Origin of the sequence: Nostoc sp. PA-18-2419 (genome assembly GCF_005869855.1) — a bacterium.
Lineage (GTDB): Bacteria > Cyanobacteriota > Cyanobacteriia > Cyanobacteriales > Nostocaceae > Nostoc.
Window position 1 is genome coordinate 338,062 of record NZ_SZNH01000003.1, and the last position, 14,685, is coordinate 352,746.

General features: G+C 39.9%; 18 protein-coding genes. 11 read left to right on the forward strand and 7 right to left on the reverse strand.

What is annotated here, in order from left to right:
- The first annotated feature begins 56 nt into the window (after positions 1–56).
- On the forward strand, positions 57–314 hold the full coding sequence (locus FCR06_RS05205) for a BolA family protein (protein ID WP_138497770.1): 258 nt from the start codon (positions 57–59) through the stop codon (positions 312–314).
- 118 nt (positions 315–432) lie between these two features.
- Entirely contained in the window at positions 433–756 is a 324-nt protein-coding gene (grxD, locus tag FCR06_RS05210) for a Grx4 family monothiol glutaredoxin (RefSeq protein ID WP_138497771.1), read from the forward strand.
- 223 nt (positions 757–979) lie between these two features.
- Here the strand turns inward: grxD and mraY are convergent, their stop codons facing one another.
- Together mraY and FCR06_RS05220 are read right to left on the reverse strand one after the other, a co-directional pair.
- A complete protein-coding gene (gene mraY, locus FCR06_RS05215) occupies positions 980–2,083 on the reverse strand; it encodes a phospho-N-acetylmuramoyl-pentapeptide-transferase (protein WP_138497772.1) in 1,104 nt (367 codons plus the stop codon).
- Between the two features lie 79 nt (positions 2,084–2,162).
- Complete coding sequence (locus FCR06_RS05220) at positions 2,163–2,402, reverse strand: DUF3134 domain-containing protein (protein WP_138497773.1); 240 nt, start codon at positions 2,400–2,402, stop codon at positions 2,163–2,165.
- A 242-nt stretch (positions 2,403–2,644) separates the two neighbouring features.
- Here FCR06_RS05220 and FCR06_RS05225 point away from each other — a divergent pair, with 242 nt between their 5' ends.
- The 4 genes from FCR06_RS05225 (at position 2,645) to FCR06_RS05240 (ending at position 5,207) form a co-directional block, all read left to right on the forward strand.
- A complete protein-coding gene (locus FCR06_RS05225) occupies positions 2,645–3,229 on the forward strand; it encodes a PAP/fibrillin family protein (RefSeq protein ID WP_138497774.1) in 585 nt (194 codons plus the stop codon).
- A gap of 325 nt (positions 3,230–3,554) precedes the next feature.
- Entirely contained in the window at positions 3,555–3,767 is a 213-nt protein-coding gene (locus FCR06_RS05230) for a photosystem I reaction center subunit IV (RefSeq protein ID WP_138497775.1), read from the forward strand.
- 252 nt (positions 3,768–4,019) lie between these two features.
- Entirely contained in the window at positions 4,020–4,883 is an 864-nt protein-coding gene (locus FCR06_RS05235; RefSeq protein ID WP_138497776.1) for a DNA-formamidopyrimidine glycosylase, read from the forward strand.
- A 108-nt stretch (positions 4,884–4,991) separates the two neighbouring features.
- Positions 4,992–5,207 (forward strand): NAD(P)H-quinone oxidoreductase subunit O, encoded by a 216-nt coding sequence (locus tag FCR06_RS05240; protein ID WP_138497777.1) that lies wholly within the window; start codon positions 4,992–4,994, stop codon positions 5,205–5,207.
- Positions 5,208–5,451: 244 nt separating this feature from the next.
- On the opposite strand, the gene FCR06_RS05245 is transcribed toward FCR06_RS05240, so the two are convergent.
- Together FCR06_RS05245 and FCR06_RS05250 are read right to left on the reverse strand one after the other, a co-directional pair.
- Positions 5,452–5,784 carry a translation initiation factor gene (locus FCR06_RS05245; RefSeq protein ID WP_138497778.1) on the reverse strand — a complete coding sequence of 111 codons (333 nt, stop codon included), beginning with the start codon at positions 5,782–5,784 and terminating at the stop codon, positions 5,452–5,454.
- 95 nt (positions 5,785–5,879) lie between these two features.
- Entirely contained in the window at positions 5,880–6,371 is a 492-nt protein-coding gene (locus FCR06_RS05250; RefSeq protein ID WP_138497779.1) for a hypothetical protein, read from the reverse strand.
- 338 nt (positions 6,372–6,709) lie between these two features.
- On the opposite strand from FCR06_RS05250, the gene FCR06_RS05255 reads away from it, so the two are divergent.
- The 4 genes from FCR06_RS05255 to FCR06_RS05270 all read left to right on the forward strand — a co-directional run bounded on the left by FCR06_RS05255 (position 6,710) and on the right by FCR06_RS05270 (position 11,811).
- Positions 6,710–7,369, forward strand: a complete 660-nt coding sequence (locus FCR06_RS05255; protein ID WP_138497780.1) for a hypothetical protein — start codon at positions 6,710–6,712, stop codon at positions 7,367–7,369.
- 39 nt (positions 7,370–7,408) lie between these two features.
- Positions 7,409–9,274 carry a hypothetical protein gene (locus FCR06_RS05260; RefSeq protein ID WP_138497781.1) on the forward strand — a complete coding sequence of 622 codons (1,866 nt, stop codon included), beginning with the start codon at positions 7,409–7,411 and terminating at the stop codon, positions 9,272–9,274.
- 10 nt (positions 9,275–9,284) lie between these two features.
- The gene (locus tag FCR06_RS05265) at positions 9,285–10,676 is read left to right on the forward strand and encodes a DUF1802 family protein (RefSeq protein ID WP_138497782.1); all 1,392 of its coding nucleotides are present in this window, start codon (positions 9,285–9,287) and stop codon (positions 10,674–10,676) included.
- A gap of 475 nt (positions 10,677–11,151) precedes the next feature.
- Positions 11,152–11,811: a Nif11-like leader peptide family natural product precursor gene (locus FCR06_RS05270; RefSeq protein ID WP_138497783.1), complete on the forward strand. Its 660-nt coding sequence runs from the start codon at positions 11,152–11,154 to the stop codon at positions 11,809–11,811.
- Between the two features lie 129 nt (positions 11,812–11,940).
- On the opposite strand, the gene FCR06_RS05275 is transcribed toward FCR06_RS05270, so the two are convergent.
- From FCR06_RS05275 to FCR06_RS05285, 3 genes are all read right to left on the reverse strand, one after another.
- Complete coding sequence (locus FCR06_RS05275) at positions 11,941–13,527, reverse strand: glucose-6-phosphate isomerase (RefSeq protein ID WP_138497784.1); 1,587 nt, start codon at positions 13,525–13,527, stop codon at positions 11,941–11,943.
- Between the two features lie 112 nt (positions 13,528–13,639).
- Entirely contained in the window at positions 13,640–13,897 is a 258-nt protein-coding gene (locus FCR06_RS05280) for a cytotoxic translational repressor of toxin-antitoxin stability system (protein WP_138497785.1), read from the reverse strand.
- A gap of 111 nt (positions 13,898–14,008) precedes the next feature.
- The gene (locus FCR06_RS05285; protein WP_138497786.1) at positions 14,009–14,206 is read right to left on the reverse strand and encodes a hypothetical protein; all 198 of its coding nucleotides are present in this window, start codon (positions 14,204–14,206) and stop codon (positions 14,009–14,011) included.
- A gap of 210 nt (positions 14,207–14,416) precedes the next feature.
- Between FCR06_RS05285 and FCR06_RS05290 the strand changes: the two genes are divergently transcribed.
- A complete protein-coding gene (locus tag FCR06_RS05290) occupies positions 14,417–14,587 on the forward strand; it encodes a hypothetical protein (protein WP_223280039.1) in 171 nt (56 codons plus the stop codon).
- The last annotated feature ends 98 nt before the right edge of the window (positions 14,588–14,685 follow it).

A 14,685-nucleotide genomic window follows, 5' to 3' on the forward strand; every position in this document is an offset into this window, starting at 1 on the left:
AGGCATTTGCTCTATATCTGCTAATAATAGAGAAGTAGGTTTTTTCAGGAATTGCGATGATTAGTCCGCAGCAGGTTGAGACAATGATCAAGGCGGAACTGCCAGACGCCCAGGTTCAGGTGCAAGACTTGACTGGTGGTAATGACCACTATCAGGTGACAGTAGTTTCATCGCACTTTGCAGGTAAAGGACTAGTGCAACAGCATCAATTAATTTATGGTGCGTTGCAACAAGCCATATCAACTCAAGCAATTCACGCTTTGTCTCTAAAAACATATACTCCTGAAGCTTGGCAAGCAACATCAGCTTCGTAAATATAAAGTTAGGAGAGACGCGATTAATTGCGTCTGTACAAAAGTGTAAGAGCAATCGATTTTTTACTCTTACTCGTAATTTATGATTGTTCCATGCAACATAGGAAACAAAAATACCATGACACCAGAACTCAAAGAAAAAATTGATAACTTGGTACAAGAGAACAAGATTTTGGTTTTCATTAAAGGAACCAAGTTAATGCCCCAATGTGGTTTCTCCAATAATGTTGTGCAAATTCTTAATAGTTTGGGAGTTCCTTTCGAGGCAGTTAATATTCTCGCAGACGATGAAATTCGCCAGGGAGTTAAAGAATACTCCAACTGGCAAACATTTCCCCAAGTGTATATAGATGGTGAATTTGTTGGTGGTTCTGACATTATGATTGAACTTTACCAACAAGGTGAATTGCAGCAAAAGGTAGAAGTAGCACTAGCTTCGTAAGGCATTATTTACATTAAACTAAGGTTATACTACTGATATTTGACCTTGGTATTGAAGCAATGTGCAGTTTTTACTGCCCTTGAAAGAGGAGACAAATAGTATCTCCCTTTTCAAGGGTTTTTAATAGGTTTGTGACAAGGGCAGTTCAAGTACTTGAAAATAAAAAATAACCCCCGTAGATGCGAGGGTTGTTAGTTGGTTTTAAATGAGTTTTTCAAAAAATTTAGAATGGAGCGATCGCTAAACTAATGACGGCTAAAATCGCAGCAATAATATAAAACACTCCAACTACTTGCAATTCTGACCAGCCAGTTAGTTCTAGATGATGGTGTAAAGGTGCCATTTTGAAGAGGCGCTTACCTTTGCCATCAGGGCCTTTAGTGGCTTTGTAGTAACTGACTTGTGCCATCACAGACAGAGTTTCTACGAAGAAGATACCACTAAGAATAAACAGTGCTACTAAGCTATTTGTCAACAGGGCTACAGCTGCTAAAGCTCCTCCCAGTGCCAGGGAGCCAGTATCACCCATAAAAACGCGGGCTGGATTACGGTTATGAGCTAAGAAACCTAAGCAGCCGCCACTTAAAGCAGCACAAAAAATCATCAACCCCGGTGCTGTAGGCGCAATTAGGGCAGCTAAAGCCAAAAGAGCGATCGCTACTGTTCCTCCTGCCAAGCCATCAATACCATCAGTTAAATTAGTAGCATTACTTTCTGCAACTAGCACAAAACCTGCTAAAGGCCAAAATAAAAAGCCTAAGGGTAGTGTAAAGCTAACCCAAGGCAAAGCTATATTTGTAATATTAAAAGGTTGATTAAACATCAGCCACAGACAAAACATTAGGGCAAAACTTACCTGTAAAGCCAGTTTCATCCGGGGAGATATACCTTTATTTGACTTGCGGCGGAGAATTTGCCAATCGTCAAGCCAACCAATCAATCCGTAGCTGATTGTCAATGCTGAAACTGCAAGCACTTCTGTCGCAAAGTTAGACAATATGCAGGCAAGGATTACGGCTACAGGTATAAAAAATATACCACCCATTGTCGGAGTTCCTGCCTTTTTGAGATGAGCTTGGGGCCCATCTTCACGGATTATTTGTCCAGTTTTGAGCGCTTGTAGTAGAGGTATCACCAAGTAACCCATCACACCTGAAGCCAGCGCAGACAATAATAGTGGCAGGGTTAGTGATGCAGCTTGCCAAGGTAACCTATTGGCCATCCAATCCAAGAAAAATGCAGTTGTCCCTAGTCCTACGGCTAATAAAGAGGCTAGAGCGATTCCAGATATATTTAATCCTTGCTCAGGAGATAATTTAGCGTCCACAGAAGTTTCCCTTCACTCCACACTTATAAAACTGAATACCAAAAACTAGGCATATCACCAAGTTCCCAAAGACAAAAGATTAATCTTCAGCAATTGGGATATCGTCGTCATCATCAAGGTCGTAATCGCCAATTCCATCTTCTACACCCATTAGGGAGTCTATTTCTTCTTCGTCATCTTGAAAATCTGGTTCATGAACGTCACGCGCTATGATCCGACGGTTACTTTGTAACCAATCTAATAGTGAAGATTCTTGCTTTAGGGGGATGACACCAGCTCGTTGATTACGAGGTTCTTCACGTAATGGAGAGTTCAACATATCGACGAAGACAACAAAAGGTTTACCTAACTTGACTTTTAGAGTCTATCACTTGACACGGATTAATTTAGTTATCCTTTCAACCCTTGAGTTGAGAAATCCGCATTCAGATAGAAATTTTTTATTGAATAGGCTGATGGTTTAGTGGAAGTAATTATTAGTAATTTTTTTTGTTTTACACATAGGTTATGAATAACTTGTTTATGCTGATGAAAAGTAAGTGATTTTTGAGGTCACAGACGATGATTGGAAAAGCAACTCTCATAGATGCGATCGCTGGTACAAATCGCGGTTTATTGGCGACTGAACAACAGAAACAGGCTATCTTAGCAGCGATCGCCAATTTAGAAGACTTTAACCCTACACCACGTCCGGTGGAAGCTAAAAACTTGCTAGATGGCAATTGGCGATTACTATACACCACTAGTAAGGCTCTTTTAAACTTAGATCGTCTACCTTTATGCAAACTAGGTCAAATTTATCAGTGTATCCGGGTAGAAACTACCAGCGTTTACAACATAGCAGAGATTTACGGCTTACCTTACCTAGAAGGATTAGTTAGTGTTGCTGCTAAATTTGAGCCAGTTTCAGAGCGGCGTGTCCAAGTAGAATTTGAGCGGTCTATTATCGGCTTACAACGTTTAATAGAATACAATTCTCCGGTAACTTTTATCCAACAAATTGAAGCAGGTAGAAAATTTCCGGGGATTGATGTTCCAATAAAAAACAATCAACAGCAAGGCTGGTTAGATATTACTTATATAGATAACGATCTGCGAATCGGTAGAGGGAACGAAGGAAGTGTATTCGTATTGAGTAAAACATAAGCTGATGCAAAAGTACTGTTTGCGAACGAAGGTACATTATTATGAAAACTTTGTCAATAACAATTGAGTACTATTTTGAGATTTGATATATGTTAAGCCACTGGCAAGATCAGCGAGTCTGGGGAGATGATAAAAAAGCAATAATCATAACCACCTCAGATACACTTTCTATTTGGTCTTTTTGCCCCTAGAGCCTCTTTCCCCATACCCCACAGCTAATTCAGACAAATAACTTAACAAAGCCTCTTGCTGCTACCTTCAGGTTGTAGAGTGAAATCAATTAGCCCTCTAGATTGGCAATTGATAACTCAAGAGGAAAATAATCATGGTTCAACGTGGTTCTAAAGTACGTGTTCTCCGCCCTGAATCCTACTGGTTTCAAGATTTAGGAACCGTAGCTTCTATCGATCAAAGCGGGATCAAATACCCAGTAATTGTCCGTTTTGAAAAGGTAAATTACTATGGGATCAATACCAACAACTTTGCCGAAGATGAGCTAGTGGAAGTGGAAGCACCAAAGGCTAAGGCGAAAAAATAAGCACTAAACCTACAAGGGGATTGTTTAATGGGATGATGAAGGGAAGTCTCAAGTATGAAGTCTGAAATTTAAAACTTTCAGTTTTTTCATCCTTGCTCTTAGCCTACCTTAACTACGAGAAGCCGCCCTGCGGGTATTTACGGTTTCTGTTCAGTAGTATGGCTTTCGCCGCCTATGAGTGTCTACACAGTAGTCATCAGAAATTGCTAAGTCCCCAAATATACTCAAAAATTGCTTGTTTAATCAGCTTAAATGCCTGAACTGCCTGAAGTTGAAACTGTCCGAAGGGGTCTAAATCAATTGACCCTCAACCAAAAAATTACGGGTGGAGATGTGTTGCTTGATCGCACCATCGCCTACCCGTTTTCTGTCGATGGGTTTGTGGATGGAATTAAAAACAATGCGATTGCCATTTGGCATCGTCGTGGTAAATATCTGTTAGCTGAACTCACACCCTCATCTCCTGCTTCCCTATCCTCCTCAAGTAGTTGGCTAGGGGTTCATCTACGAATGACTGGTCAACTTCTGTGGGTGCGTCGAGATGAACCATTACACAAGCACACGCGAGTTAGATTATTCTTTGGAGAAGAACAGGAATTACGCTTTATCGATCAGCGTACCTTCGGGAAAATGTGGTTGGTTGCGTCTGGTGTTGCTGTAGAAAGTATCATAACAGGTTTGGCAAAACTTGCAGCAGACCCGTTTTCAGCTGAATTCACTGTTGAGTATCTAGCAGGTAAACTCCAAAAGCGCCGTCGTCCAATTAAGACTGCGCTACTGGATCAGTCGGTGGTGGCGGGATTAGGTAATATTTATGCTGATGAAGCCCTATTTAAGAGTGGAATTTTACCTGAAACGCTATGTACAGCTTTACAGCTAAAGCAAATCGAGGATTTACGAACAGCGATAATTCAAGTGTTAGAAACCAGCATTGAGGTTGGTGGTACGACTTTTAGCAATTTTCTTAATGTTAAGGGTATCAACGGCAATTATGGGGGTGTAGCCTGGGTTTATAACCGCGCCGGAGAACCCTGTCGAGTTTGTGGCACATCAATTATGCGGTTTAGGCTAGGTGGGCGGTCGAGTCACTTTTGTCCTCAGTGTCAAAGGGTGTAGGGAGTAGAGAGTTAGGAGTTTAGAGTTTTTAGACCTTAGTTGTGATTTGTGAGTTCTAAGTCTTTTAGAATGCAGATAAAACAACTTACAAATTCGAGAGGGGAATTTATGGCAGTCAAAAAAGGAGATATGGTTCGCGCTATCCGCGAAAAACTGGAAAACAGTCTCGAAGCAAAAGCTAGTGATACTCGCTTTCCTTCCTATTTATTTGACTCTAAGGGCGAAATTGTAGATGTTAAAGGTGATTATGCACTTGTTAAGTTTGGCAAAGTGCCAACACCAAATGTTTGGTTACATACAGACCAACTTGAACAGTTTAAATAATAAAAAGAATTCAGAAGTCAGAAATGAGAATGAATACTGAATTTTGACTCCTGACTTCTGGTTAATAAAATTGCATCTTAATTTAACCTGAGTCTCCAAATGAGGCGCACGTTAACTCTAGTTTGGAAATTGAAAATTAGTAGTAAAAACAAAAGGCAGTAGATTCAAATCCTACTGCCTTATTTAATTCGCTATTCGACAATTCATTGCCGTATAAAAATAGCATCACGATAGTGATTACACTTTAAGGACGGTAACCTTGATCTGCGGGGTCGCCGTAGGGGTCTTCGCTAGCTGGGCGAACGTCTCCATAAGATGCTGTATCTGCGGGGTCGCCGTAGGGGTCTTCGCTAGCCGGGCGAACGTCTCCGTATGATGCTAAGTCTGCGGGGTCACCGTAGGGGTCTTCGCTAGCTGGGCGAACGTCTCCATAAGATGCTGGGTCTGCGGGGTCACCGTAGGGGTCTTCGCTAGCCGGGCGGACATTGCGATCGCGGAATTCATTATTTTCATCGCTTCGATCACTGTTCGACCCTAACAGGAAATCCTTCGCCTTTCGCAAAAAGTCATCTACCATGTTTTGTCTCCTTATTTCATTCCGTGTATTCCACGTGCGCGATCGGCGTTATCCTCCGGGAAACCCGCTTTAGATTTACACACGCTTGGCTGAATCTAGAGAGCTGGAGCCGCCGATGAAGTTATACCGGTTAGATCGCGACCTGAAGAACTCCCGTTATAGCCTTGGAATTGCCGATACTGTTGTGCTTCAGATTCCGGCACTCGAATTCCTTCTGATGGTGGAGTTACCCAGTGAGCGCGGTGTTCGGCATCACGGTAATATACACGCCCATTCTTGGAAAGATAGTACTTACCTTGCGCTCCTTCTTGTGGAGCATTCTTATGTTGGTTGTAGAGGTAATAAAGTGCCGCAGCCCCAGCCAAAATTGCCACTTTTTGACCCGTACCCAATCCCTTCTTAGCTTGAGTTTGATTTGTGCTGCGATCGCTCACTGTTCTACCAACCGTATCATCCACAGGTGGTGGCACCGAAGCTTTTTTGGAACCTCCTCCGCAGCTACTGAGCAATGGCACTGTTAGCAATGCTGAAAGCAACACTGCCAGCAAACGTGAAACTACTTTACGTTCTTTAAATATTGTAATCATCGTATCTCATCATCACCTACGTTTACTAAGAGCCTTGCTGTTGCAACTAAAGAGTTAGGATTCCTGTTACTTTGCCTGGGATTGCAAAAACATTTATCGCTGATTACAACAGCGCAACTACAGCATTTCACTAAACATAATGAGTGAATTTATCAAATATTCCATCCTGCCTTTGAGAGAAACTCACTTCATCCCAACGAAATATCTTGTTGATTTTTGATGAATTTCTTTTCTGGAAAGATAAAAATATTCAGCAATTTCTCGGTTATTTTTGTGTACATCAATAATTTAAAAAGATACAGGTACTACGATGATATTTGTCAAAAAATACACTAAATATGACATCAAAAAACACAACCCAAGCCAGAACTCGTGTGCTTTTAGCTTTGTGGGATTTGGGAGGAATTCAGCAGCAAGTGAATAAAGGTATACTTACGAAACGAATTGTATCAAAGACAAAAAAGGTAGCAGATTATCAAGGAATACTCGAAGAATTACAGAATCAAGGAGCGATCGCAATTTCCAAAAAGGGGTATTCCCTGATATCTCCGAAAGGATTAGAGGTGTTAGGTGAGGGTTTGAGGAGCGACGATTTTAAATTTGAAGGCACAATTATCGGAACTTGGGCGGCGAATGCGTTGCTGAAGTGGATTAGTCAGATTGATGTTGCGGTTGCTGGTGCAGATGTACCAATAAATGGGAAGAGTGGGGCGATCGCTTCTTACGATGAATTTAAATCTGTGGCGTTGGAAGTCTACGACAAGCTCAATTATGAATACAACTTTAATAACCTGGTGCCAATTTATCGCATGAGGAGAGTAATAGGCGATCGGGTGAGTCGTACAGAGTTTAATGATTGGCTACTGGAAACACAAGCCGATGATATTTTGCAACTACAAGGTGGAACTGTTGAAGATAATGCACCTGACAAAATAGAAGATTCCATCACCACGGTATTAGATGGATTACGCTGCTACGCCAAGCTTCTCAAAGCCTAAACTTGCTTATACTCCTCACTAAATCAATTTCACAATACTATGATTGCTACTACATCTACCATTGATGAACTAATTATAAATCAAAACCCATTTGCTGGACATATTGTTGTCAGACCTCAACAGATATGGGGAAAAAGTTATCCCGATGTATCCTCAATTAATTCTCACGCTTCTAATGCGGTATTTGATGCAGTTGAACAAATTCGTAAAGGTAAGCGTGAAACTGTAGGTATCACAATAACTGCTGAAAAGGGGTTAGGTAAAAGTCATCTTATCAGCCGTGTTCGCCATCGTTTAGAAACAGAAGGTAATGCCCTATTTATTTACATGGGTAAGTATGACAGTCTAAATCAGATTAAGTATCAATTTCTTCAAGCTGTTGCTTCTAGTCTTAGAGCTTTTGGTAGTCAAAAAGTAATGCAGTGGCAAGAAATAGCTGCTGCTTTAATCAATGAAGCTAAAAATTGTAAGTATACACCACACCAGTACATTAGCAATATTTACCCTAATTGGTTAAGCAAATACTCAACTAAGACAATTGACACCTTAACAGAAGCCGTATTGAAAATTAAGCCTGACATTACCAATCCTTATATAATAAGGGCTATTTTGTGGACACTTTCCACAGCACATGCTCACTATGCAAATTATTGGTTATCAGGTTTAGAAATCACCCGAACAGAAGCTAATGCGCTAGGTTTACCAAATCATAAAAATGAAGATAGAGAAGCTGAAGCATTAACTAATGTACGCCAGATTTTAGATATAATCAGCCATTATAAAACTCCAGTTATTTGCTTTGATGAATTAGATATTGCAGAAATTTCCGACACAGGTTTTACAGCAGCGCAGGTTATTGCAAACTTAGTTAAGGATTTATATAACAATCTCAAAAGAGGTGTTTTCCTTTTGGCCATGTATCCTGAAACTTGGAACGAGCAAATCAGGACATTACCACAAGCTGAAGCAGTCGTTGATAGATTAGCAAGCGAACAAGCTGACAGGCAACCAATTGCATTAAAATATCTGAATTCTGATGATATTGTGGCTCTAGTTAGTCAATGGTTAGAAGATTTTTATCTAGAACATAAACAAACACCGCTTCATCCTCTGTACCCATTTAATGAAGCTCAACTCAGAGAACTTGGTAAGAGTAAACCTACTGTCAGGTCAGTTTTGAAATGGTGTGCAGACAATTTCATACCTCCTTTGATACAGGCTCCACAGCCAGGACATCCAGTTAAACCATACTTTAATAGTGAATTAGCGAATGTTGAAGCTTCTATTGACTCATTCATGGAAGAAGAAGCAACAATTTCTGATGCTCTTTGGCTGGGTTTCAAGAGTTTAATAGGTGAAACTGTAGAAGGAGTAAAAATTGAATATATTGAAGAAATAGAGCCTAGTGCAGCGAATAATGGCTTTATGGATTTCAAAATTATCGGCAATAAGAGAAAAGTCCGGATTGGAGTAGATGTAGTTCAACAAGACTACAATGTTATAGGTGCTGCATTAAAACGATTAATTGATTACAAAACATTTGACTTAACTCGTGGGTGCTTGGTGCGTTCAAAAAAAATTAATTCAGCTGCAAAACTAGCTAGAGAAAATTTGAGAATTCTGTTGGAGAATAAGGGTGGAGAGTGGGTAAGCTTGCAAAGCCAAGATATTAAACCTCTGTTGGCGGTATTATTCGTTTACTACAACCGTGAAACCTATGAACTAACAGAAGAACAGATTTTTGATTTTATTAAGCAAAAGCAATTAGCAAGCAATAATCCTTTGGTTCGAGAAATCCTTAGTGATCCTTCTGGGCAAGAACCTACTAATTTAACTGATGATGGATTACCTATTAGTATTCCTCAAAGCATTAATACTGCCGATTACATCGAACTAAACTTATAGTTAATTATAAATGAATCAGCTGTTCTCAATTCCAACAGCACTGTGTCTACCCGCCTCTGATATTGAAGCTTTAATACAAGGGCGAACAATTGCAGCTTTACCCAAGATGTTTATTCGTCCTGGGCAAAGATTTGCACTTTATCCTGCTGACTCTTCAGTTTCAATTAAAGCTTGGGCTAAATGCGAACTTTGTCAAATTTTAGACGAAACTAAGCCATTAGATATTTTGTCTAAATTAACAATCTGGACACTAAAAGAGCTAAAAGAGAAACTACGGCAACAACAGTATCTTTTCTTCACTTATTTACGTGTATATCAGTTGCCTCAGTTACAAGAAATACTTGTTAATGCCAATACTCAAGAAAAGTTAGGAAAATTTGTTAGTTTAGCTAATTCAGTAAGGGTTTCTGAAGACAAGCCAGTATTAAGCGATCGCACTTTCAGCCAACGCAAGCGTCAACTAGAAAAATTAGAGCCATTACAGCATCCTGAACTTGAAGAATTGCAAAGTGCGATCATCCAATTATCTCATACCAACTCAGCTGCACAGCAATTAGATGATGATATCAAAATTTTTCTAGGCTGGAATAGTACAAAACTAGAAATACCAGATTCAGATTTAGTTTGGATTTATAAAATTGCTGAAGTTGGAAACTCTAGCGACGGACATACATTTGAAAAATTAGTTCGTAGAGGATTACTAAAATTAGGCTTTACAGGCTTAGGTTTAAATGCAGATGCAACTGGTGGCGCAGGGGGTATGGATTTTTACGCTGAACAACCTTATCCAATCGTAGGAGAGTGCAAAGCAACTAAAACTGAGAAAGTTACTGATGGTACACCTGCACAATTATTAAAAATAGGTATGAACCATCTTGGAAAATTTAAGTATGAAAATTCTATTAAATTAATTGTAGCGGCTGGAGAACTAAATTTTTACGCTCTGAGAACAGCAACCGAAAATCAAATGAATGTTATTAGCCCTGAAACTTTACAAAAATTAGTTGCACTACAAGCATACTATAAAAATTCTATCAATTTATTAGAACTAAAAGACTGTTTGCAACAAACTCCTTTTGGTTTAGCGGAAGATAAAGTTAATAGTTATATCGATAAAGTTGAAGAATCTATAAAGTTGCGATCGCAGATTATTGCAGCAGTCAAAGAACTCTCCGAACAAGACAGCGAAAATTCAAAAGCTACACACCATAGTTCTACAGTTACAGAAATTCGTGTTCATTATAATGCTACTCATAATCCTAAACTAAACGATGAGGCGGTTTGCGATTTATTGATAGAACTTTCTTCGCCATTAACGGGCTATTTAGGACGGATTAAAAGCAGTGATTGGAGGGGCGATCGCTTTTACTTTCTACGCAATTTACCTATTTATTTAAAATAAGCTATAGTACACTTTTGCAATTTACCAGCCATAGGGTTTTTTGAGCAAATCCGGATGCATACGCTCGAATATTGCACGACAACGCTGATGAAATACTTTAGGTTCAGCTTTGCGTCTAGCAAGTTCTTCTGGCGCTAAAGTGCGTTATAGAAAGATTATCCCTGGACGTGCGGGTTATTTTGCGGTTGATTCTGTCATGGTGTAGCCTTACTTATTCATGCCTGGTTTAACTTTAATATTACGGCAAGTAACAACGAGCGATGCCCAACCCAGATATGGCTCGTTGTTGCTTTTTTTATCAGTATCTTTATTCTATAGTAAATTTTATTACTATAAACTTATACTTATTTACTGTGTAAATTGATTTACATTATATTGTCAATCAAATACTGTCGAAGAGTCTGATTATACTTACTACACTGGTATTCATTAACTATAATCCACTAGCAAGTTGAAGATTTAGGAGAAATAAGTTATGTATTATCAAATTTGGAACTTTTTTCTTCAAGAAGATAAATATAATTATTGGAAAGAGCAAATAAAAGTTAACAAAAATTTTAATAGACTTACATGGCAAAATATTATTGATTTTTTATCATTGGTAGAGCAGACTTATCTGCTGAAATATCAACTGGGAGAAACTGATAGTCTTGACCCGTTTCTGAAGTTAGCAACAGAAAATGGTTATAATTTAACCGCAGAAGAACTTGCCTGGTTTTTAATTACTAGAAAACAGATTTGGGATCTTTTTGACTTTGCCCAAAAAACACCGCTTCTTAAAGAACAATTGCTAACAGCTAAAAGTCCACAGCATTTTGTTAATATAGGAGCGGAGAATGGCTATTACTTTTCTGTAGAAGAGTTAGCTTGGCTGTTAACTGAAATCAAATCATCGTCAGAATTAGTATCAATTAACAATAGCGTTGGCGAAATTCTGACGGTATCAAACTACGGCAGAATTGAAACAGGATACTGGATTTGGCTGGCAGAAGACTGGGGGATTGTACCACCATTTTGTCATCGAGATAAACCAGGTACTTTTTTATCTCAAAATGTCACCAATCCTTTTTTACCCGATCGCTGTTTCTTACCTAAAAGTTACTTTAACCAGCGCCTAATGGCAGTTCATAACTAGAATAATGAATTACGAATTATTGAAGCATCCTAGATTTAAAGATATACCTTTTATCTAGAATGCTTGACAATAAAAAATTGTTGCAGATACAACAATTATCAACAAAATGTGATATCTGCACTACAGTTATCAGTTTACAGAAACCTTCAAACTACTGGGCTGATGAAGATCGCCTGACAAAACCACACCGCGCTGATTGGCATAAAGATGACGCAAAATCTTGTAAATTGCCTCAACTTGCTCTGATGCACCAGCTTTTTCGGCTAGTTCTTCCACAGAAAGAGGAGTTTTTTCTTTTTGTAGCACTGCTACTACTCGTGTTTGCAAGTCAAGAATACTGGCGGCAGCTTTTTTGCCAGCTTCTACTCCTGGTTGATGGTAGGCGTTGATGTTGACCAAGCTAGCATATAAACCAACAGCACGCTCATACAAAGCGATTAATGCCCCTACAGTTCGGGCGTTAACTTGGGGAATAGTAACTGTGATTGAATCGCGGTGATTTTCATAAAGTGCTTGTCGAGTTCCTTGGAGAAAACCAGAAAGATAATCGCCTGATGTCACTCCCGGATCTATTTCTGCCGACATACCCTGACGATCTTCTAAAACTTCGATGAGAGTAGCAAAGAAATTGGGCACACCTTCGCGCAACTGCTGGACGTAAGCATGTTGATCTGTTGAGCCTTTGTTACCATAAACGGCGATGCCTTGATAGACAGTTTTGCCGTCTAAGTCTTTTTCCTTGCCCAAGGATTCCATCACCAACTGTTGCAAATAGCGACTGAATAATAATAAGCTGTCCTTATAAGGTAGAACAACCATATCTTTTTCACCTCGTCCATTGCCAGCAAAGTACCAAGACAAAGCAAGCAAGGCTGCTGGATTATTTTTCACATCAGGGACGCGGGTAGCATCATCCATTTCTTTTGCACCTTCGAGCATGGCACGAACATCGATGCCTTGCAGTGCTGCTGGTACTAGCCCCACAGTAGACATTTCTGAGGTGCGTCCTCCCACCCAATCATACATAGGAAACCTGGCCAGCCAGCCTTCTTCTTTGGCTACTTTATCGAGGTTGCTATCAGGGCTGGTAATAGCTACTGCATATTGAGCAAACTCTAAATTATGTCCAGCGTAGGCTTTTTTAACTTCAATCATGCCATTGCGAGGTTCTGGTGTTCCCCCAGATTTGGAGATCACCAATACCAAAGTACTAGCAAGATTGTTTCGTAAATGATTCAGAACGCGATCAATACCTGCTGGGTCGCTGTTATCAATAAAGTGAATTTTCAGGGGCGGGAAATCAGCCGCCAAGGCTTCAGCGACAAATTGGGGCCCGAGGGCGGAACCACCAATACCAATAGAGATAATATCCGTGAAGCGGCTGGATCTGGGAGGATGAATAGCACCTGTTTGGACTTTTTCTGCAAAGGCTTCGATTTGTTCTAGGGTTTGGACAATTTCTTGCGTAAGTTCTGGAGTTGGCGCTAAATCTGGATTTCGCAGCCAGTAGTGTCCAACCATGCGGTTTTCATCAGGATTTGCGATCGCTCCTTTCTCCAGTTGAGCCATATCCGCAAACGCCTTCTCAAACTTCGGCTGCAACGACTCCACAAAGGCATCATCGAACCGCATTCGACTCACATCTAAATACAGTCCTAATCCCTCGTGGAAATATAACCAGTTTTGGTATCGTTGCCAAAGTGCCCTAGCATCCATAGGGAAATCTCAAATAAAGTGTTTTTCAAAAACCAGTTTAATGGAAGGTCTTAGCGATCCCTGCCTAGCGTTATACAGTTTACAGTTTTAAGTGTTCCGTTAACTCTTTGGCTTAAACATCTGGCATAGGGATGACACGCAAAAATTTCACAATTCCACCCCTAATTTCTATACCAATCAGATATTCATCTAGGGTAAATCGGTGAAAAATCCCCTCACTATCAAGCTGTCGTAGTTCTTTTAGTCCACTCAGCTGCCAGTTTTGGGCAAATTCGGTAAATACAAAATCATACACCCGCTCGTAAGCAGCAGGTTCTAAATTTTTTAGGTCTAGTAAAAAAGACCTTGCATAGCGCACTTCTAGACTCACTAGGCGTTATACCATTTTGAATTTTAGATTTTGGATTGTCTACTCCTGTAAACAAGCAAGCTAGGCAAAACTTGAGGGTTACTGGTACGACGAGATCAAAGCGCTGCTGCATTAGAAAAACATTAACAGTCGTACTGCTTCATCATGGGTTAGGATGTCCCACGGCTGCTGCGATCGCTTAACTTTTTGTATAGCCTCAAGCATATAAGAGTCACAATGTAAAGCTTCGAGAACGTTCCAAATGTTTTGCAAATCCTCATCAGCTAACTGCTCGATTAAATGATGCATTCTCAGTCGCAGCAAATTCATGTGTTAATTATTCCTTATAAGCAAACACTAACAGTAAATAGTATTCCCAAAAAATTAGTCAGTTTTAACGACAATTGCACTACTAGCCTCAAGCTAAGCTAAAATTTATTCGCCCAGTCAGGAGGGCTGGGGCGTACAGGGGCGTGTGGGAAGATAAAGTTTGAACCTCTGAACCTCAACGTTGAACCTCTGAAGCTCAAAGTTGAGCCTTTGAACCTCAACGTTGAACCTCTGAAGCTCAAAGTTGAGCCTTTGAAGCTCAAAGTTGAACCTCTGAACCTCAACGTTGAACCTCTGAACTTCAAAGTTGAGCCTTTGAACCTCAACGTTGAACCTCTGAACTTCAACGTTGAACCTTTGAACCTCAATATTAAGCTTTAGCGACTTTCAATTTTCTACTCAATCAAATCTTGCACCAATCGCAAAAACCACCATAGGTAAGAAACCTATAGTTAATAGCTGAAATCTTCTAAAGAGAA